Source organism: Rossellomorea yichunensis, assembly GCF_032337515.1.
Classification (GTDB): domain Bacteria; phylum Bacillota; class Bacilli; order Bacillales; family Bacillaceae_B; genus Rossellomorea; species Rossellomorea yichunensis.
The window spans coordinates 46,720-67,237 of sequence record NZ_JAVYAD010000001.1 but is presented as its reverse complement, the minus strand read 5'-3'; the positions used below and the strand labels follow the sequence as shown (position 1 = coordinate 67,237).

Below are 20,518 nucleotides of genomic sequence, written 5' to 3'. Positions count from 1 at the left end.
GAGGCAGTTTGTCCTTTTCTACGTTATGACATCTCGCATGCCACTAAGCCGTATTGTTGATGGGGATTTAATTGCTTTATAAATTGAAATAGTTGCTGCACCTGTTCATTATCCATATCCCGCTTATAGTAATCTTCCAATACCGACTGCATTTCATCCGGGTACATCAAACAAGTATGACTTCCCCAGTCTGTTTGCCTGCCTTCTATTTTTTTATAGTAAATGCCATCCAATAGGGAGAAAAAGAGTTCATACCCTTTCGGAAAAAACGGACTGATCCTTTTCGGGTAATTATGATTCCAGTCCCCTCCTTCATAATGAAATGTCTGGTCCGTTAAATCACCGATAAAGACTTCAACATCTGCCATTCCCGTCTCCTCCTAAAGTTTAATATAAGCTCTCTATTTATCGTATAAGCCAGTCCATCTATTTAGAACACCTTTACCTAAAAAGGAAAACAGCAGTTCCAGGATTTCACCTGGAACTGCTCTGCCAATTTACAAATATTTTCGTTGTACGCTTCTTCCGTCATAGGTAAATAACATATCACGGTTCTCCACATGGGTTTCGATATGGACCGGTCTTCCCCACAGCTGATGCAGATACGGTAAAACTTTTTCTAAATACTTAATATCGAGCTCCACGTCTTCAAACCAGTGCTTAAGATATAGCTCCCCGCTCTTCATATAATCCCCATCATTCACGGTAATGTAAGGGAAACCGCCATTGACCCTCATGCCTACCAGCTGGTCCCGTACATGAGTCCATTCTTTATCGACGATTTTGTAGTCCTTCCCTTGCTTCTGGAATAAATACATATCTTCTCTCGTGACGAGATCTTTCGTTAAATAGTTCCGTAAGAAGGAAATGTCAGATTCAATCTCACGAACCTCAAACATCTTTTCTCGCCCTGAATTTGGTTTCACCCCACGCTTTTTCATTTCATCCGTAGGGTTGTCGAAACGATCTTCAATATCTTCAAAAATCTTCAATCCTAAATAATATGGATTGATCTGCGTACGGGAAGGCTGTACTACACCTGCATTCAGCTTTGCAAACTCGATGGACTCACCACTCGTCAAATCCATTTCACGGATGATGCGCTGATGCCAATACGAAGCCCAGCCTTCATTCATGATTTTCGTTTCAAGCTGCGGCCAGAAATACAGCATTTCTTCCCTCATCATCGTCAGTATGTCCCGCTGCCAGTCAGACAACTCCCTGCTATACTGCTCAATAAAAAGGAGAATATCCTTTTCCGGCTGTGGCGGGAACTTCTTCTTCACTTTCTTCTTTTCCCTGCTCTTCGGTTTTTCATCCAACGACCACAGATCGTCATAAGGAGTCGCATGAGTCACTTCTTCCTCAACCCACTCCACGTCATCCATCGTCCACGACAACTTCGGGCGCATCAATGACGGATCAATATGCTCATCCACGGCAAGCACGGCATCGAGGAAGTTTTCAACCTCCTGCTTCCCATGCTCGATCTCATATCTTCGCACCCGTTCCGCAGTAGCCGCCATACTTTCCACCATATCCCGCTTCGTATTCTGGAATCGCACATTATTCTTAAAGAAATCACAATGGGCCAACACATGGGCAACAATCAACTTATTCTGAATAAGCGAATTCGAATCCAATAAAAAAGCATAGCAAGGATCCGAGTTAATCACGAGCTCGTATATTTTACTTAAACCCAAATCATATTGAAGCTTCATCTTATGAAACTGTTTCCCAAAACTCCAGTGAGAAAATCGGGTCGGCATTCCATAAGCACCGAATGTATAAATAATTTCAGCAGGACAAATCTCATAACGCATCGGATAAAAGTCAAGACCAAACCCGGCTGCAATCTCAGTAATTTCCCCTATCGCATTTTGTAACTGCCTTTGTTCCTCTAAATTCATCGCCATCCCCCTCTTTATACTCTTATCTAAATGTATGAAGAGAAAAGGGATTTGATGAAAAGAAAAGCGGAAGGGGCTCGCACTGGGGCGACAAGCATAAGGCGAATCTGCAAAAAAGGCGCTCTTTGCCTTTTTTGTGGATTTGACTTATGACCTCGAGCCCCAAGCCCCTGGAGCTGGACAAGAAAAGCGGAGCCGGGTTGGGCAGGACCGACAAGCATAAGACGAGGTCGCTGAAAAGGCGGCTTTTTGCCTTTTTGGCGACCTTGCCTTATGACCTCGAGGGACTACCCGGCGGAGCTGGACATGAAGAAAAGCGGAGGCGGCTTGGGCAGGCCCGACAAGCATAAGGCGAGGTCGCTGAAAAGGCGGCTTTTTGCCTTTTTGGCGACCTTGACTTATGACCTCGAGGGACTACCCGGCGGAGCTGGACATGAAGAAAAGCGGAGGCGGCTTGGTCAGAGGCGACAAGCATAAGGCGAATCCGCACAAAAGGCGCTCTTTGCCTTTTTTGTGGATTTGACTTATGACCTCGAGCCTCTAGCCGCCGGAGCTGGACATCTCGAAAAGCGAAAGGCTCGCACTGGGGCGAAGCATAAGATGAAGTCGACAAAAAAAGCTGCTCCCTATCACGAGTTGGGAACAGCTTTTTTTATCGATGTTATGTCCGGAAATTCTTTTGAAGCAGCATAACTGGAATGAGAGTACCCACCAGTAAGAGTGCTGATAGTGAAAAAATCATTGAAATACTTAGTACTTCAAGAAGCAGCCCTACTCCAACAGAGGATAACCCAAACAGCAATGTGGTTAACGCTCCTTGAGCAGCATAGATTTTCCCGAGCTCTTCAGGTGGTGCACTTTCCTGCAAATACGTCTGAAGAACGACATTTTTAATTTGATCAAACAATCCGAACACAAAGGATAAAACAAGTGCAAGGAGAGCAACCTTATTCCAGGCAAAGACGAGTGTCACACTTGAGGTAAAGACCATGCAAAGCGGGAGCCATCTATGACTGTACTTTGAAAACAAGCCGTGAAGCTTAAAAATCAAATACGAAGCAAGAACCAAGCCTACAAAGAAGCTGGAGTTGATGAACCCCCACCATTCTTCTCCTCGCTGCAATTGCAGATCAACATACAAATACAAAACAGCCGCAATCCAAACGGTGCCTGAAATCGACTCTAACCCGTAGATCCAAAACACGGGAACTAATCCCTTTCTCTTTCTAACTTCTGACCACCCTTCTCCAAGCTGTTGCCACCAAACTTTCCTCACTTCTAAGCTGGTACTTGGGATAACAGGCAGCTTCATCATAAACAGGGTACTTGCAAGAAACAAAACTATGATCACGATAAAAAGATTCGTTTCATTTATGAGCGATAATAGGATTCCACCTAATGCCCAGCTTGAAAATTGTATCGTCTGATCGACGGTGGATAAAAACCCGTTCGCTCCCATCAACTCTTCCCGTTTTACAAGAAAAGGCACATACGAATTCCTGGCAGGCAATGCCCATCCATCTAAAAAAGAAATGATACTCGCACACCCTAAAAAGAACCACACATTTTCAATATTGAGTACTATTAATAAGAGGAAGAAACATAAGAAGAATGTTTTTCCCATTTGAGAGTAGGCAATTAAATTCTTCATTTGCGTGCGATTCAACAGAAGAGGTGCCGCCATGCTGCTTATGAATCTCGAAAACGTAATCACCAAAGGAACGGCCGTCATATAAACAGCAGAACCCGTTATATTGTATACAAGGGAGATTAACCCTACAATGTACAAAACATCTCCCATATTTGCTAATGCTTGACCGAACCAAAGATTTCTAAATGCAGTGGAATGCATATCTTTTCCTCCCTCTATTCAGTTTTTATTTAGGTGAGAAAAAGATGGCATCACATTGGACCAAAGAACCCCTTTCAAAATCAAAAATAGATTATGTATAGGTTTATTTTAGCAAATGGTTTCAATCTTTGCAGAGAATACTTTATTTTATGCTCTCCGAACAAAAAAAGCCTTCTATTTAGAAGACTTTATCTGTTGCACCTATTCCTGCACCGTAATGTTCAGTATTTTTTCATTATCAAGATCGTGTACGACGACTACAAGTACCTTTTTCTCTGCATTGTTCTCTTGAACGGTAAATTCAAATGAATCGGCCACTTTGTTTTCGGTCATTTTCTTTCTACCCTGGTATTGATAATCCTTCACAGCCTGACCAGGATAATCTTCTTTAATGACGGCTGTGGCAATCCGGCCAAATTTTTGATAATCCGTTGGTTGAGCATTTGCATGACTTGAAAATAACAGAAAAAACACGGTTGATGCAATCGCTATGACTTTATTCATTATCATCACCTCTGTTTACTTTTCATTAATAGGATGAATTAATTTCACTGATTTATTCACCCAATAGTAGGAAAGCCAGCATTTGCAACATAACCAACTTTTACAGAGAAATAAAAGCGGTTTTCTCCATACAATATGATTACCCCTTCAAAAGGAGGGAAACCAAGTGAACAAAGTCGATTACGATCGGGCCTTGTATTACACTCACCGATCAGAATGGGATAACCTGTTGATCCTCATGGTGAGAACGAAGGATGACCTTCTTTCGAAAAGAATTGAACACTTCTTACATGCGTATCATTTTTCTAATGATTACACGGTTGTAGAGCGTAACCTATATACGCTTTTACGATATATTGAACATGCAAACTTCACCTATAGTGTCGAGCAACCACTTGAGGAAACCTTTGCAGAGATGTAACAAAAAGAGAATTCCACCTACGGCTGATCCAATTAGTATGCGCTAATGGATCAGCTTTTATTATTTTGGATTGTATAAATTGAACCAAATAAAAAAACCGGCACAATGCCGATTTTCCCGATTAAGACGATATTTCACTTTTCACCAGTTCAGCCGCTTTCACATACACCTTCAGTTCCCTCATCAAGTCATCGACTAATTTAGCAGGTTCTTCTAAGAGTCCGTCCCCTTCAAAATCAAAACAGTGTGGATCAAGGATGAGCTGCTTTGGAATGACGTTTGCATACACTCCACGGCCGACGATGCGAAGGTTGTTCAAGCAGTTGATCCCGCCCTTTCCTCCACCGGCACATGCAAGTAGTGCCACTGGTTTGTGGGCAAATTGCTCGCTGCTCAGGAAATCGAGTGCATTTTTCAATGTCCCGCTCATACCGCTGTGATATTCAGGGGAAGCTAGAATGACGGCTTCTGCTCCCTTCACTTTTTGTTTAAGTGCTCGAACGGATTCAATCTCTGGTTGATCCTGCTCTCCGTTGTACAAGGGGAGTGACCCATCACTTAAGTCGATAAGGTCACAGTCATACGTCCGGGCAATGAATCGAGATGCAATTCCAGTACGCCCGCGTTTTCTTGGACTTCCGTTAATAATTACAATACTCATATAGAAAAATCCTTTCCTGTTTAGTTTGATGTCAATTGATGTTTAACGGCATACAATGCCGCTTGGGTTCGATCAGTTACTTCCAGCTTGGAAAAAATGTTTGAAATATGAGTCTTGACGGTTTTTTCCGTTATAAAAAGGCTGGAAGCAATCTCTTTATTACTCTTCCCTCTCGTAAGCTCAATCAAAACATCCTTCTCCCGTTTGGTAAGCTCATGGATTTTGTGGGGTGGTTCTTTTCTGGAGATACGGGTAAGTAAATGGTTGGTTGCCTTAGGATGGAGAGAGTTTTCCCCGGATAGTAGCTTCCGGATGCTATTCACTAATTCATCGGGTTCAATATCCTTTAATTGGTACCCGGCTGCTCCTGCTTCAATGGCAGGAATCACGTGATTTTGATCAGAAAAGCTGGTGAGCATCAAAATTTGAATGGCAGGGTGATTCTTTTTTATTTCCTTTGTTGCTTGAATTCCGTCCATGACCGGCATCATTAAATCCATCAAGATGATATCGGGTTCAAGTGTTTCAGCTAAACGGACGGCTTCTGCCCCATTTTTTGCTTCCCCTACGATATCCAGATCCTTTTGTGTTTTCAAAAAGAAGACAAGACCTCTTCGTACGACGTGATGGTCATCGGCTATTAACACTCTGATCATGCTTGGCACCTCCTAATACGGTATTTGAACTATAATTGTCGTTCCTTTCCCAAGTCCACTATCTATCGTTAAATCCCCGCCAATGCTTTTCACACGTTCTCTCATACCTTGAATTCCCACTGAGGGCAAAGACTGTTTCCTGTCATATTGAAATCCGTATCCTCTATCTTCAATCGTTAATCGAATTGATTGTGCTTCACTTTTTAATGTATAGAATATGTTCTTTTCACCCGAATGTTTTTTACAATTATTCAGGGCTTCCTGACTGACACGCCACAATACTTCCTCTATTTTAGAGCTTAGGCTTAGGACTCCCTCTACTTTCAATTCAAGGGTTAAACCGAGCATGTCTGCGTATCCTTTAGCAGCCTCGACCACTCCGTTTTCCAAACCATGGGGCCTTAATTGCCAGATGAGGGCACGCATTTCCGATAGCGCTTCCTGGGCAAGGCTCTGAATGGTCTTGAAGGTGTCCTTTACTTCTGCTTCCCCGGTCATCTCCGCTCCTCCTCTTGCCGTTAACGTAAGGGAAAACAACAGTTGGTTCACAGAGTCATGAAGATCTCTTGCCAATCGGTTCCTTTCACCAATAAGAGCGACTTCCTGCTCCTTCTTAGTCAGCATAATACGCTTAATGGCAGAACCGATTTGAAAGGCAACCGATTCCAGAAGAGCCAGTTCATCAGTAGAAAAGTGGGTCTTATTGGGAGCTGCGACATTCAATAACCCAAAGGATTCATTTCCGGACTGAAGGGGGACGGTTGCATGATACGTTATTTCATCCGTATCCCCTCTGTTTTCTTCGATGGCCTGCTCAATCCGCTGACATTCGATGATATTGGATGCTTTCGTCAGCTTTCCATTTCGAAAGCGATTGACACACCAGCAGCCGCCTTTTTTCATCAGCTCACAATTCCGGTCGGATAGTGACTTTGGGAGATTTTCATGGGAGACAAGCTCGTGACTTCCTTCCTTATCAATAAAGAAAATCCATCCCGTCGTGAAGCTTGTTCCTCTGATCAACTTCTTGACAGCACCTGAAAGCATGGAAGAAAGCTCTGTTTCATTGTTCAGCAATTCGGCTATCTCTTTCAAAAGCCCGATATTTGAAAGGGATTCTTGATTCATCTTCATCTTCCTCTCCGATCCTTCACTACCATTATATAGATTTTACACAAAACCGGTATTCTCAAAAAGAATGAAACGTTCTACGACCTTTGACTGAAAACATCTGTTCTTATTTTTATCCAAAAAAACAAGAGATGCACCTGCACATCTCTTGTTTTGTATTACGCAATGCAATACTGCTGTAAAGGCTTTACGCCTCTCCTACAGATGAACTTACCATCGTTTCCACCTTCGCCATGATGGCTTCTTGCAGAGCATGTAATTTATCATCGCTATCGCTTTGTGTCTCACCAATCACGCTGAAGTAGAACTTGATCTTCGGCTCGGTTCCAGATGGGCGTAAGCAAATCCATGATCCGTCTTCAAGATAGTATTTTAAAACATTGGAAGATGGAAGATGAATGATTGATTCCTCACCTGATTGTAAATCGACTTTCTTACTTACTTTATAATCTTCCGATGAAATGACCTGCATACCTGCGACTTCGTTCAAAGGCTCGTTTCTGAAGTCCTTCAGAATCCCCTGGATTTGTTCAGCGCCTTCTTTTCCTTTAAGAGTCAAACCTTTTAATCCCTCTTGATAGAAACCATGCTGATCAAATAAATCATTCAGTACATCATATAGGGTTTTGCCTTGCTTCTTATAGTAAGCTGCCGCTTCTGCTGCCATCAGCACGGCTTGAATAGCATCTTTATCGCGTGCGAAGTCGCCGATTAAGTACCCATAGCTTTCTTCATAACCAAATAAGAAGGAGTATTCGCCTGATTCTTCATACTTTTTGATTTTTTCACCGATAAATTTGAAGCCTGTCAGTACATCCTCCACTGAAGCTCCGTAATGTTCTGCCACTTTACGGCCTAATTCGGATGTAACGATGGTTTTGAATACTCGTCCATTTTCAGGAATCATATTTTTTTCTTGTTTACGTGCCAGAATATAATCCAATAGAATAGCACCTGTTTGGTTTCCAGTGAGAAGGATATACTCTCCTGATTCATCTTTAACGGCTACACCCAATCGGTCTGCATCGGGATCTGTCGCAATCAGGATATCGGCGTCGATTTCCTTCCCGTCACGGATGGCATATTCAAACGCTGCTTTATCTTCCGGGTTCGGGGATTTCACAGTATTAAACTCAGGATCTGGAATCGCCTGCTCCTTTACAATGTGAACAGACTCATATCCTAAAGCTTTCAGACCCTTTTCAGCCATCTTTAAAGCTGTTCCATGTAATGGGGAAAATACGATTTTCAGATCGACTTCCTTTGCGATTTGCGGTTTTTCAGAAATCGAGATCAGATGCTCGAGGTAAGATTGATCAATCTCTTCGCCAATCATTTTAATCAGTCCGGATGATTTCAATTCTTCTTCGGATTTAACTTCAATTTCCAGCTCATTTTCCACTTCATTCACTTTATCGATAACGGAATCGGCTACGTGTGGAGGCAGCTGGGCTCCATCCTCACCGTATACTTTGTAACCATTATATTCAGGTGGATTATGGCTTGCCGTGACTACGATTCCAGAGAATGCCTTTAATTGTCTAAGGGCAAATGAAAGCTCCGGAGTTGGTTTCAGTTCATCGAACACATATGTTTGAATACCATGTGTAGCCAACGTCTTAGCTGATTCCATGGCAAATTCAGGAGATTTATAACGGGAATCGTAAGCGATTACAACTCCGCGCTTTTTAGCCTCTTCACCTTGTTCTTCTATGTATCGCGCTAATCCTTCAGAAGCTTTTCTAACTGTATAAATGTTCATTCGGTTGGTTCCGGGACCAATTTCTCCCCTCATTCCACCAGTACCAAATTCCAGGTTTTTGTAGAAAGCGTCTTCTAAAGTTTTCTCGTCGTCTTTCATTGTTTCTAACAGCTCATTCACTTCTCCATCAAGATGTAAGTAGTTGCTCCATTTTTCCCATGATGTTTTCCAACTCAAAACGATCCCCTCCTAATGCTGTATAATAATAAATTCTATCACATATTGTAGAAATCCTGCTAAAACAATCCGTCACATGTCGACAAGATTCGTTCAGACCTTATTTTAGCATAATTTTTCTAAAAAGAATTTGTCTTTTTTTCTCAAAAAAGCCTCACTGAACAAATCAGCAAGGCTTTTACTGGATTACTTTTTATAAGTCACCCCATACACATCATGGCGGCGATCTTTCAACTGGCGCACCGTACCCGATTGACGCTGGCGGCGCAGGACTTCGAGGTCGACGTCTCCGATCATGACCATTTCGATGTTCGGATTCGTCTCTCCGACAATTCCATCACGGGCAAATTCAAAGTCAGATGGAGCAAAGATACCTGATTGAGCGTATTGAATGTCCATGTTTTCTGTTTGTGGAAGATTCCCCACGGTACCGGAAATCACCGTATAAATCTGGTTCTCGACAGCACGGGCTTGGGCACAGTATCTGACACGGAGATACCCTTGGCGATCTTCTGTACAGAATGGAGTAAAGATGATCTTCGCCCCTTTGTCAGTTGCTATACGGGCAAGCTCGGGGAATTCGATATCATAGCAGATTTGAATCGCGATCTTCCCGCAATCCGTGTCGAATACCCTTACTGAATCTCCAGGGCTGATTCCCCACCATTTTCGTTCATTTGGTGTGATATGAACCTTGTACTGTTTCTCGATCGTCCCATCACGACGGAACAAGTATGCGATATTGTAGATTTCATCGTCTTCTTCCTTAACGAAGTGAGAACCCCCAATGATATTCACGTTGTAACGAACAGCTAAATCCGTGAATAATTCGATATATTCCTCAGTAAAATCCGTCAGCTTTCTCACAGCTAAACTCGGTGACTGGATGTTCAAGAATGACATAAGCTGAGTCGTGAAGATTTCAGGGAACACGACGAAATCAGATTTTGCATCTGATGCTACATCTGTGAAGTATTCAACCTGGTTCGCAAACTCCTCGAAGGAATTGATTTTACGCATCATGTATTGAACAACACAGATTCTGACAGGATAACTTGTTTTAAAATGACGCTTGCTTGACGGACGGTAATCAACGTTATTCCATTCCATCAGCGTGGCGTATTTATGTGATCGTTTGTCATCAGGTAAATAGTTCGGATTGATCCGCATCAAGGTGAAGCCGTTTAATAACTGGAAGGATAGTACAGGGTCATAGATCTTATGACGCCCGACTGAATCCACGTACTCCCTTGGAGACATCTCCTCTGAGTGTTTATGGTAGTTCGGGATGCGTCCCCCGATGATGATACTCTTTAAATTCCATTGTCTTGCAAGATCCTTCCTTGCTTCATATAAACGGTGTCCTACCTTCATGCGTCGGTATTCAGGGTGCACCATGACTTCGATTCCGTACAGGTTATAGCCATCGGGATTGTGATTCGTTATGTAACCATTATCCGTTACATCATCCCATGTATGGCGGTCGTCATACTCGTCAAAGTTAATGATCAGACTCGAGCATGATGCAATAATTTCCCCTTCTAATTCGGCGACAAGCTGACCTTCCGGAAACACGTCCAAATGACTTTCCAGATGCTCCACCTTCCAGGGATCCATCCCTGGGAAACAAACAGACTGCATATTGATAATATCTTGAATGTCCTTATGTTCCATTGGACGAATGATCATTTTCTTTTCAAACTGTGATAAGTCTAGTTTTTCTGCCATCTATGATCTACTCCTTCATAAAATACCTGAATTATATACCCTTATAGTGCACTGTTGAAACAAAGTTCATGACAATCCATCCCTTTTATTTTAGCAAAGGGGTGTGGATGATTTGAAGAAATTTGATTTGGCGTTAAATGTTCAACTAAAAGAAGCACCCTCATTCATGGGTGCTTCCTTCCATTACCCTTTAAAATAGTAAGCCGTTGCTTCCCAGGGGTTTAAAGTAAATTCATCTTTTTCATGCTTTTCTTCGTTTGTTATGAGGATTTCAGCCTGATTGATATCAAAAGAAGCGACGTTATCAATGACCTGTTTTTCTCCGGATACATTGCAAAGAACAAGAATCTTCTCGTTTTCATATGCTCTCGTATAGGCATATATTGAAGGATGATCTGCATAGTGAAGTTCGAATGATCCGTATGGGATAATTTCATGCTCTTTACGAAGAGCAATCAATTTTTGATAGTAGTAAAAAATGGATTCCGGATCTTTTAACGCTTGTTCGGCATTGATTTCTTTGTAGTTCGGATTAAGGGCAATCCAGGGTTCTCCTTCAGTGAACCCTCCCTGGTCCTCACTGTTCCACTGCATAGGGGTTCTTGCGTTGTCTCTTCCCTTTACATAAATGGACTTCATGATATCTTCTAGATTCATGCCTTCCGCTACTTTTTCACGATACATATTCAGGGTTTCGATATCCTTATACTCTTCAATGGAAGAGAATCGGACATTCGTCATTCCGAATTCTTCGCCTTGATAAATGTAAGGCGTCCCCTGCATCAGATGAAGAAGTGTTGCCAGCATTTTGGCAGATTTCACGCGGTACTCTCCATCGTCACCAAGTCGTGACACAATCCTTGGCTGGTCGTGGTTGTTCCAGTACAAACTGTTCCAGCCCTTCCCGTGAAGTTCTGTCTGCCACTTCGTTAAAATGGTTTTCAATTTTACAAGGTCGAAAGGAATGACGTCCCATTTCCCTCCTGGTCCCGAGTCCACATCCATGTGTTCGAACTGAAATACCATATTCACCTCATTGCGGTCTTCACCTGTGTAAAGTACGGCTTCATCCGGTGTCACACCGGGCATTTCACCAACTGTCATCGCGTCATAATGGGATAATACCTCTTGATTGATTTCCTTAAGGAATTCATGAATGCGCGGACCATTCATAAAGTACTCATGACCGGAAGCATACATCTTCCCTTCAGGATTAGGCGCATCAGGCAGTGTTGGCACTTTCGAAATGAAGTTGATGACATCCATACGGAAACCATCGATCCCTTTATCCAGCCAGAATTTCATCATGTCGTAGATTTCCTGACGTAGCTTCGGGTTCTCCCAGTTTAGATCCGGCTGCTTTTTAGAAAAGAGATGCAAGAAATATTCCTTTGACGATTCATCATATTCCCAAGCAGAACCGCTAAAAACAGACTCCCAGTTGTTCGGTTCTTTACCATCTTTTCCTTCACGCCAAATGTAATAATCACGATATGGATTGTCCTTTGATTTCCTGGATTCCACAAACCAGCCGTGCTCATCGGAAGAGTGATTCACCACTAAATCCATCACAAGCTTCATACCACGTTTATGCATATCGTTTAGCATTTCTTCCCAATCAGTCATCGTGCCGAACTCATCCATAATCTTTTTATAATTGCTTATATCATAACCATTATCATCATTCGGAGATTCATACACAGGAGATAACCAAACCACATCAATCCCCAGTTCTTTCAGATAATCCAATTTAGAAATAATTCCTCTAATATCACCAACGCCATCACCATTTGAATCCATGAAGCTGCGAGGGTAAATTTGATAGACGACCGATTCTTTCCACCATTGTTTTGTCATATGTGATTCCTCCTGTTAGGTCAATTCAATGAATAAAACGCTTTCTGCAAACGTTTGCATAAATCGTTAAAAAAATATCATATTTCTTCATAAAGATTTCTCATTTTACATTTATAATAATAACATACTATAATTTGATAGAATATACTAAGAAAGGAATTCTATATGAATAAAAAAGCAGATTCTATGTTGTTCCTTGCATGGGCTTCCTCTCTTATCGCAACTATGGGGAGCTTATATTTCTCTGAAATCATGAAGTATGAACCATGCGTATTATGCTGGTATCAGCGTATTTTAATGTATCCGATGGTCATTCTATTAGGATTGGCTTACGTTCGTAAAGATTTTCAAGCGGCTTTTTATTCTACTATTTTATCGGGAATCGGCCTTCTCGTCTCCTTGTATCACTACTCTATTCAAAAAGTTTCAATCCTAACAGAGAGTGCACCTGCCTGCGGACGGGTCCCATGTACAGGCGAATACATCAACCTGTTCGGCTTTATCACCATCCCATTCCTGGCATTGACAGGTTTCCTTATCATCTTCATCGCAAGTGTAATTGTATTAAAAGCATTAAAGGAGGACAATTAGATTGAAGAAAATCATCATATTTCTAGTAGCGATTGTCGCATTATTTGCTGCCATCGCTCTCATCACAAGCATGCAAAACAATCAAAAAGCAGAAGGAAATAAGTTTAAAAAAGCGAATCTTGAACCGGCCACCGTCGAACTGCTGGACGACCCGAACTATCAGAATGTGATCCTTCCCGAAGAGCTGGAAGAAAAATTAAAGAATAACGAAGATGTGACTGTGTATTTCTACAGCTCATCCTGTATTCATTGTAAGAGGACTACTCCTATACTTGCTCCACTTGCCGAAGACATGGGAGTCGATATGGTTCAGTACAATCTACTTGAATTTGAACAAGGATGGGACCAATACCGAATCGAATCCACTCCAACACTGGTACATTTCGAAGGTGGAAAAGAAGTAGCGAGAATTGTAGGAGAACAGCCTGAAGAAGAATTTAAGAAGTTTTTTGATGAGAACGTTACGAAAGAATAAATAAGCAAAAAAAAGAGGGGCTGACTTTTCCACGAGTCAGCCCCTTTCAAGTGAGGAGGAATTTCAAGATGAAGATACTGTGTATCTTCAAAATCAACTTATTACAAGCTATTTTCCCCTCACTGGAATCTTCTAAACATTTTTATTCGAACTTTCTAAAGTATCAAACTTTTCCAGACGTGATTTCTTTAAACAAGCAGCTGGTTATCCGCTCTAGAATAAATACTTAAATTATGCTTACAATCAGATTCTACACTGAATTGATCATACGACAGTGGGAAAAACATACCAAACCCTTGAAGAATTTCAGCATTGTGGTAAAACATTTCTTCATACACTTCTTCATTTGAACCGCTCTCGACAATGGAAATCAGTGTTTGTAGGCTTGAAATTACCTGGAACGCTTCTTTAAGGGTTCCGAAGTATTCAAAGTTTCTCGTTGTCGTATGTAATACTTGCATATCATCAAATTGCTCAATTTCATCATCTGTGAAATAATCAGGGAAAATAGTACAATACATGTACTGTATGAGCTCTTGAATTTTATCTTCCTGTTCATGTGTTGATGCTAGTAAAACTTTCACCGTCATAACCCACCTTTGTAATGGTTGTAATCTCTCTGTAATAGATATATTAAGGATAACATAGAAGTAGAACCAACAGCGTGGTAATTATACCCATGAATTGGGTTGAATAGGTGTTAAATTAGGCTTTAATACCCACAAAGTATAAGATTTTTGTCATTTGAAGGAGTTTTTTGATGAAAACACAGAAAAAAGGAGAACTATTTGAACTAGTCATACCAGATAAATGGAAAAATGTAACGATTGAAACAATTCTTAGAAATCACTGGCAAGCACCTAAGAAGCTGATTCATTCCATGAGGATGGAAGGTGATATTAAAGTGAACGGGGAATCGATTTCCTGGACCCAGCCCCTTTCTCAGGGAGATACGCTTCAGCTTCATTTATTTAAAGAAGTAGAATACGATGTCCCACCGACCTATGGAGAAATCGATGTTCTATTCGAAGATGACCATCTGATTGTCGTCAACAAACCTGCGGGAATTGATACTCACCCAAACCATCCGAATGAGACGGATAGCCTTGCAAATCTGGTGGCCTTTCACTATCAAGCCCAGGGAGAAAGCTCCCGCGTCCAGCACATTCATCGTTTGGATCATGACACTTCGGGAGCGATCATCTTCGCCAAGCACCCTTTAAGTAAAGCGATTCTTGACCGCCTCCTCACTGAAAGACAGATCAAGCGTACATACCACGCTCTCGTCCATGGTCGATTGAAGCAGAAAAAAGGCACCATCTCTGAACCGATTGGAAGGGACCGCCATCACAATACCAGAAGAAGAGTTTCACCTTCTGGTCAGGGTGCGGTCACTCACTACAAGGTGCTGGAGGATAGAAATTCTTATACATTGGTGGAGGTCCAGCTTGATACAGGACGCACCCACCAGATTCGCGTCCATATGAGCCACATCGGTCATCCTTTAGTCGGAGACACATTATATGGAGGAAAGCCGGTTTTCAAAAGGCAAGCGTTGCATGCAGCACAGATTTCATTTCCACATCCCCTGACTGGCGATTGGATTGAGTGTGAGGCTGATTGTACCGATGATGTAGGACTGTGAGAACATAAAAAAACGAGCCACTCTCGAGTGACTCGTTTTTTTATGTTATTTATTTCAATCCGTTTTTCACAGCTTCAGCGATTTGGATCGTACGGCGAGTTTGGTGTTTCACTGCAGGCTCTACGGATTCAACCATATTGCCTTCTTGATCGACTGTTACACTCGTTCCGTACGGGTTTCCTCCTGTTGTAAAGCTTGATTGGTCTGTGTACCCTGGAGCCGCTATGATTGCACCCCAGTGCATCATAGTGGTGTATAGAGCCAGAACCGTCTGCTCCTGCCCACCGTGTGAGTTGCTCGCAGATGATGTGGCACTTACTACTTTATTTGCAAGTTTCCCGTTGAACCATAGACCTCCAGTAGTATCCAGGAAGGATTTTACTTGAGAAGGAACATTTCCGAATCGTGTTGGAACGTTGAAAAGGTAAGCGTCTGCCCATTCAAGATCGTCAAGTGTCGCAACAGGCACGATATCTTTTGTTTCATTATAGTGCTTTTCCCATGCCGGGTTTGAAGCGATTGCTCCTTCAGGTGCCGTTTCTTCAAAACGAAGTACCTTCACTTCTGCGCCTGCTTCTTTCGCAGCCTCTTCTGCCCATTTTGCCATTTGATAATTTGTTCCCGTTGAACTGTAGTACATGATTGCTAATTTTACGTTAGACATAGTCGAAATCTCTCCTTTAAATATGGTTTATATATAGTAAATAAGTGAAACACCGAATCTGAGTGCAGGTTAATCAATCAACATTCACCTGCATTATTCATTTGCTACCTAATTTAAAATAGTGATGTTGGATTGCACGCCGAGTTTCTGTGTTGGATTTCCACATCAGATAATTCCTACTGAAAAATGAACCTTATCTAAAATAATAGTGCGTCTATAGAAAATGATCCTGCCCCTACCAGTGCTACCCCTAGAGCAACAACAATGAGCATCACATTATATTCTGTACCATTTTGTGTTACCCAATAACCATTTGGTCCGTGAACTTTCACAATCGCTACAATCATCGTTCCAATGATAAGTAACGCTGCTAATGGCGTCAGGAAACCTGCAGCGAATAGCAATCCCCCTGCAACTTCAGAAAGTCCTGCAAGTAATGCCATCGTTTTTCCCGGTTTGATTCCAATGGACTCAAAGAAACCACCTGTTCCTTGTAGTCCGTGTCCACCAAACCATCCAAATAACTTCTGTGCTCCATGAGCAGCGAATGTTAACCCCACTACTAAACGAATAACCAATAAACCGAACGCAGCTAATGCTGTCATTTTACTTCCTCCTTTATGTTTTCCCATCGAGATGTAGCTTCAAACATTTCAAATTCAATTATTCTCAAATCATTTATCTTGAATTTGAGATATATGCGTAAAAAAAGAGTACCTGTTATCTCGAATGTAATTATTTTGATTTCGAGATAATTGTATAATACTCCTCACTTCTCTGTCAATAACTATTTTACAACTTTTTAATAAAGGGTACCTGAAAGCAAGAGGGCAAAAATAAGAGGTCCGTCCCTCTTCTGGAGGGACGGACCTCTTTCCTATATATCGTTTAGAAATCGAAGTTGTCCGGGTCTGGCCCGAAACGTTCGTCGAGATTCAATCCGTTGATTTGGTTCATTTCTTCAAGTGATAGCTCGAAGTTGAACAGGTCTGCGTTTTCTTTGATACGATTTTCATGTACAGATTTAGGAATGATGATGACATCATTCTGAAGGTGCCAGCGCAGAATCACTTGGGCAGCGGATTTTTCATGCTTTTCAGCAATGTGATTCAGTGTTGGTTCATCCAGTACACGACCTTGAGCGATTGGTGACCATGCTTCCACTGCAATATTTTGTGATGCACAGAATTCTCTTATTTTTTCCTGATTCAGACGAGGGTGTAATTCGATTTGATTTAATACAGGCTTTTCATTGCTGTTCTTCATCAAATCTTCAAGGTGATGCTGATGGAAGTTGCTTACACCGATTGATTTCACTAATCCTTCACTCTGAAGTCTTTCGAATGCCTTCCATGTATCATTGTATTTTCCTTCTACAGGCCAGTGAATCAAGTAAAGATCCAGGTAGTCCATATCAAGCTTTTTAAGGCTGGTTTCGAATGCTTTCAATGTCGTATCGTAGCCTTGATCACTATTCCATACTTTCGATGTAATGAACAGTTCCTCTCTCGCTACTCCACCTTCTTTCACACCTTGACCTACACTTTCTTCGTTATCGTAGATCGCCGCTGTATCGATGGAACGGTATCCTGACTCAATCGCTGTGCGAACAGCCTGCACCGTTTCAGACGGATCTTTCATTTGGTAAACTCCTAAACCGACATAAGGAATTTCGATTCCGTTATGTAGTGTCTTCGTGCTCTGTAAGTTTTTTAACATATTGCATCCCTCCTGATTTACCATTTTACAAATTCACTCAGCTTTTTGCTAATGTTATGATTGAAAAATTCGATTATATACTAAATTAAGGTCCGTCCCTCTCCATGAGGGACGGACCTATTTGGAGCTTCTACCGGCCGATAAATTGCTCTCTTCTCCTCCCGATAAACGCAAGCTTATGCAGGGGGCGTGTCATGGACACGTATTGGAGCTTGATGTCGAGTTCGTTTTCCGGGTTGAATGCTTCATCCACCGCTGCGATGATGACCACATCGAATTCGAGTCCTTTTGACAGATAAGATGGTACAACGACGATTTGATCTTTCGGGATCGATTCCTGTTCTTCTAATAACTTCACTTTCGCAGGCTGCCGATCTTGAAGGGTTTCGCTGATTTTTACACAATCCTTCATGCTTTTTCCGATCACTGCAAAGGTTTGGAATCCTTCTTCTCGTCCAGTATCCACCTTTTCCTTTATTATGGCAGCCAATTCTTCCAATTCCACATACTCATCGAAGCTGGGAGAATCTCCATGTCTCACCACTGGATTCACTTTAGGAAAATCATAGGGTAAGAGATTCAGCAGTTTATTTGCTTCCTCCATGATTTCAATTGTGGTTCGGTAACTTTTTTGCAACTCCGTATAGGTCGCCCTTGGAAAAACATCTCTAAACACCGGTTCCCATGACTGAAGTCCACGATAGGAGTGGATTCCCTGGGCAAGATCCCCCACCAGTGTAAACATGTCGGTTTCAAGTGCCCTCTTCAATGAATAAAGCTGCAGATAACTATAATCCTGGGCTTCATCAATGACGATGTTTTTTGCTTTATGAAATTTGTCTATTCCGAACAAGTGGGATTGCAAGTAAAGAAGAATCGCTAAATCTTCTACTTCATACTGTTTTTTCTTCGCGTATCTAAGGGTATAGTGACAAATCTGTTCAGCTTGTCCCCTGTTTAGCTCGCCTTTTGAGTATGATACAAGACGCTCTGGATCTAAAAACAATTCGATGAAATATTGATCCAGATTCTTCTTCTCAAACTGTTTCATGTACCCCGATACGCTTGTGCGGATGGCTTTCTTGACTTCATCTACACGCTCAGTTTTTTTGTCCAATGCTTTTGATACATAGTCCTTGCGGTTCGCTGCCTTTGACCGCTCAAAGAGAGCTGTTTCGATCCGCTCATCAAAGAACTTTTCAACACCTTCTATCATTTGTTTCTTATTTGTCCGCACATAACTCTGTAAAAGGGCCTTCAGCTTTTCCATCCTGCGATAGATTGGCATATACGTATATTCATCTTTAAAAAGATGAGTGAACTTTTTTGCCGTGTAGAGTTTGTATTTATCAACATAGAAGTCCTTTGATGTATAAAAACGCTGTTCAATTTCTTCTATATAATAATCAAGAATTCTCCTGAATGCCTTGGAGCCTTTAAACCCTGAAATCCAGGAGGCAGCCTCTACGTCTTCACCGTGGGTTTCAATTAACTGAATGAGCTTATTATCTTCTACTAATTTCAGCTTTTTCTCTAAGCAGGTCATCACATAATCCGTGAACGTCGTTTGTCTGACACGTTCCACTCCAAGTTCCGGCAACGCCTCTGAAATATAGTCGATGAATAAATTACTCGGAGCTAGAATCATTAGTTGTCTGGGATCAAAATGTTGTTTGTAATTGTAAATGAAATAAGAAATCCGGTGAAGGGCAATCGTCGTCTTTCCGCTGCCCGCCGCACCTTGAACAATGATGGGTTTGTTTAAATCGGCACGGATGATCCGGTTTTGTTCTTCTTGGATGGTGGAAATGATCTCGGTTAAACGATTGCTGGAGCTTTTGGCTAATGAATCCTGAAGCAATTCATCTGTGGTCGTTAAGTCGATATCCCGGATTTCTTCTAACAAGCCATCTTCAATCATGTACTGACGCTTTAATGAAAGATCTCCTTCATATGTCTCGTCTTCCGCTTCATAGGAAACATCACCGATTCTTCCTTCGTAGTAGAGATTGGCTATGGGGGAACGCCAGTCCACTATGATTTGTTCTTGATTTTCACGCTGATACAAGGAGGTCTTGCCGATATAATGCTTCTCTACATTGTCAGCACCCTTATGTTGAAAATCAATTCGTGCAAAGTAAGGCTTGTTCTTCGCTTTAAGGAGGGATTCCAGTTCTTCCTTCGACATCTCAAAAAAGCTTGAGTTGGTCAATATATCGATGTAGGCAGCACTTGATTCTCCCCAATCGATATCTCCAAAAGCTTTCTCCATGTTTTCTTTATACTTTTCCTTGCTTGTCTGGGATGTGTTGATCACAACGTCAATGTAGCGTTTTGTAAACTCTAAGCGTTCTGATTCAGTTAAAAAATCGGGATGAATGGTTGATTCCTTCGTCATACATTTCTCCTTCCAAATGGTAGTAGCCGCAATGGAGAAAAAAACGTCTTATTATTCCACTGAGGTAACGACTCTCAGTGGATGCATATGGAAATCCGGATAAATTATGTAGGCGTTTGGGAGCAGGAATATATATTATCAGATAATTTAAGAAAGTTCAATAGCGAAAAGCGGAGGCGGCTCGCTCAGGCCCGACAAGCATAAGGCGAGGACACCGGAAAGGCGCTCTATGCCTTTTTGGTGTCCTTGACTTATGACCTCGAGGGACTAGCCGCAGGAGCTGGACATATCGAAAAGCGGAGGCGGCTCGCTCAGGCCCGACAAGCATAAGGCGAGGACACCGGAAAGGCGCTCTATGCCTTTTTGG

The 20,518-nt window shown here is 41.9% G+C and carries 19 protein-coding genes; 4 read left to right on the top strand and 15 right to left on the bottom strand.

Features of this window, described 5'->3' with window-relative positions; all coding sequences use genetic code 11:
- Positions 1-23 precede the first annotated feature (23 nt).
- The 4 genes from RSX31_RS00340 to RSX31_RS00325 form a co-directional block, all read right to left on the bottom strand.
- Entirely contained in the window at positions 24-368 is a 345-nt protein-coding gene (locus RSX31_RS00340) for a hypothetical protein (protein ID WP_148968283.1), read from the bottom strand.
- Positions 369-497: 129 nt separating this feature from the next.
- Positions 498-1,910 carry a SpoVR family protein gene (locus RSX31_RS00335; RefSeq protein WP_148968282.1) on the bottom strand — a complete coding sequence of 471 codons (1,413 nt, stop codon included), beginning with the start codon at positions 1,908-1,910 and terminating at the stop codon, positions 498-500.
- Between the two features lie 661 nt (positions 1,911-2,571).
- Positions 2,572-3,762, bottom strand: a complete 1,191-nt coding sequence (locus RSX31_RS00330; protein ID WP_315632721.1) for an MFS transporter — start codon at positions 3,760-3,762, stop codon at positions 2,572-2,574.
- Between the two features lie 201 nt (positions 3,763-3,963).
- Entirely contained in the window at positions 3,964-4,266 is a 303-nt protein-coding gene (locus RSX31_RS00325) for a DUF3889 domain-containing protein (protein WP_315632719.1), read from the bottom strand.
- Between the two features lie 166 nt (positions 4,267-4,432).
- Here RSX31_RS00325 and RSX31_RS00320 point away from each other — a divergent pair, with 166 nt between their 5' ends.
- Complete coding sequence (locus tag RSX31_RS00320) at positions 4,433-4,687, top strand: YhdB family protein (RefSeq protein ID WP_044337863.1); 255 nt, start codon at positions 4,433-4,435, stop codon at positions 4,685-4,687.
- Between the two features lie 121 nt (positions 4,688-4,808).
- Here RSX31_RS00320 and RSX31_RS00315 read toward each other — a convergent pair whose 3' ends face one another.
- The 6 genes from RSX31_RS00315 to RSX31_RS00290 all read right to left on the bottom strand — a co-directional run bounded on the left by RSX31_RS00315 (position 4,809) and on the right by RSX31_RS00290 (position 12,659).
- Positions 4,809-5,348 (bottom strand): NADPH-dependent FMN reductase, encoded by a 540-nt coding sequence (locus RSX31_RS00315; protein ID WP_315632718.1) that lies wholly within the window; start codon positions 5,346-5,348, stop codon positions 4,809-4,811.
- A 20-nt stretch (positions 5,349-5,368) separates the two neighbouring features.
- The gene (locus RSX31_RS00310) at positions 5,369-6,004 is read right to left on the bottom strand and encodes a response regulator (protein WP_148993265.1); all 636 of its coding nucleotides are present in this window, start codon (positions 6,002-6,004) and stop codon (positions 5,369-5,371) included.
- A gap of 12 nt (positions 6,005-6,016) precedes the next feature.
- On the bottom strand, positions 6,017-7,132 hold the full coding sequence (locus tag RSX31_RS00305; RefSeq protein WP_262371782.1) for a GAF domain-containing sensor histidine kinase: 1,116 nt from the start codon (positions 7,130-7,132) through the stop codon (positions 6,017-6,019).
- A gap of 190 nt (positions 7,133-7,322) precedes the next feature.
- Positions 7,323-9,074: a phospho-sugar mutase gene (locus RSX31_RS00300; protein ID WP_315632717.1), complete on the bottom strand. Its 1,752-nt coding sequence runs from the start codon at positions 9,072-9,074 to the stop codon at positions 7,323-7,325.
- A gap of 186 nt (positions 9,075-9,260) precedes the next feature.
- The gene (locus tag RSX31_RS00295; protein ID WP_148968275.1) at positions 9,261-10,802 is read right to left on the bottom strand and encodes a bifunctional GNAT family N-acetyltransferase/carbon-nitrogen hydrolase family protein; all 1,542 of its coding nucleotides are present in this window, start codon (positions 10,800-10,802) and stop codon (positions 9,261-9,263) included.
- A gap of 183 nt (positions 10,803-10,985) precedes the next feature.
- The gene (locus RSX31_RS00290) at positions 10,986-12,659 is read right to left on the bottom strand and encodes a glycoside hydrolase family 13 protein (protein WP_315632716.1); all 1,674 of its coding nucleotides are present in this window, start codon (positions 12,657-12,659) and stop codon (positions 10,986-10,988) included.
- Between the two features lie 165 nt (positions 12,660-12,824).
- Here RSX31_RS00290 and RSX31_RS00285 point away from each other — a divergent pair, with 165 nt between their 5' ends.
- A complete protein-coding gene (locus RSX31_RS00285) occupies positions 12,825-13,250 on the top strand; it encodes a disulfide oxidoreductase (RefSeq protein ID WP_315632715.1) in 426 nt (141 codons plus the stop codon).
- Between the two features lies 1 nt (position 13,251).
- A complete protein-coding gene (locus RSX31_RS00280) occupies positions 13,252-13,725 on the top strand; it encodes a thioredoxin family protein (protein ID WP_148968272.1) in 474 nt (157 codons plus the stop codon).
- A 188-nt stretch (positions 13,726-13,913) separates the two neighbouring features.
- On the opposite strand, the gene RSX31_RS00275 is transcribed toward RSX31_RS00280, so the two are convergent.
- The gene (locus RSX31_RS00275; RefSeq protein WP_262371575.1) at positions 13,914-14,315 is read right to left on the bottom strand and encodes a YhcU family protein; all 402 of its coding nucleotides are present in this window, start codon (positions 14,313-14,315) and stop codon (positions 13,914-13,916) included.
- A gap of 170 nt (positions 14,316-14,485) precedes the next feature.
- Here RSX31_RS00275 and RSX31_RS00270 point away from each other — a divergent pair, with 170 nt between their 5' ends.
- A complete protein-coding gene (locus tag RSX31_RS00270; RefSeq protein ID WP_148993259.1) occupies positions 14,486-15,370 on the top strand; it encodes an RluA family pseudouridine synthase in 885 nt (294 codons plus the stop codon).
- A gap of 49 nt (positions 15,371-15,419) precedes the next feature.
- On the opposite strand, the gene wrbA is transcribed toward RSX31_RS00270, so the two are convergent.
- The 4 genes from wrbA to helD all read right to left on the bottom strand — a co-directional run bounded on the left by wrbA (position 15,420) and on the right by helD (position 20,151).
- Complete coding sequence (gene wrbA / locus RSX31_RS00265; RefSeq protein WP_148968269.1) at positions 15,420-16,034, bottom strand: NAD(P)H:quinone oxidoreductase; 615 nt, start codon at positions 16,032-16,034, stop codon at positions 15,420-15,422.
- Between the two features lie 197 nt (positions 16,035-16,231).
- Positions 16,232-16,639, bottom strand: coding sequence for a DoxX family protein (locus RSX31_RS00260; RefSeq protein WP_148968268.1), 408 nt, complete (start codon positions 16,637-16,639; stop codon positions 16,232-16,234).
- Positions 16,640-16,922: 283 nt separating this feature from the next.
- On the bottom strand, positions 16,923-17,753 hold the full coding sequence (locus tag RSX31_RS00255) for an aldo/keto reductase (protein ID WP_148993257.1): 831 nt from the start codon (positions 17,751-17,753) through the stop codon (positions 16,923-16,925).
- A gap of 130 nt (positions 17,754-17,883) precedes the next feature.
- Entirely contained in the window at positions 17,884-20,151 is a 2,268-nt protein-coding gene (gene helD / locus RSX31_RS00250) for an RNA polymerase recycling motor HelD (RefSeq protein WP_315632714.1), read from the bottom strand.
- Positions 20,152-20,518 lie beyond the last annotated feature (367 nt).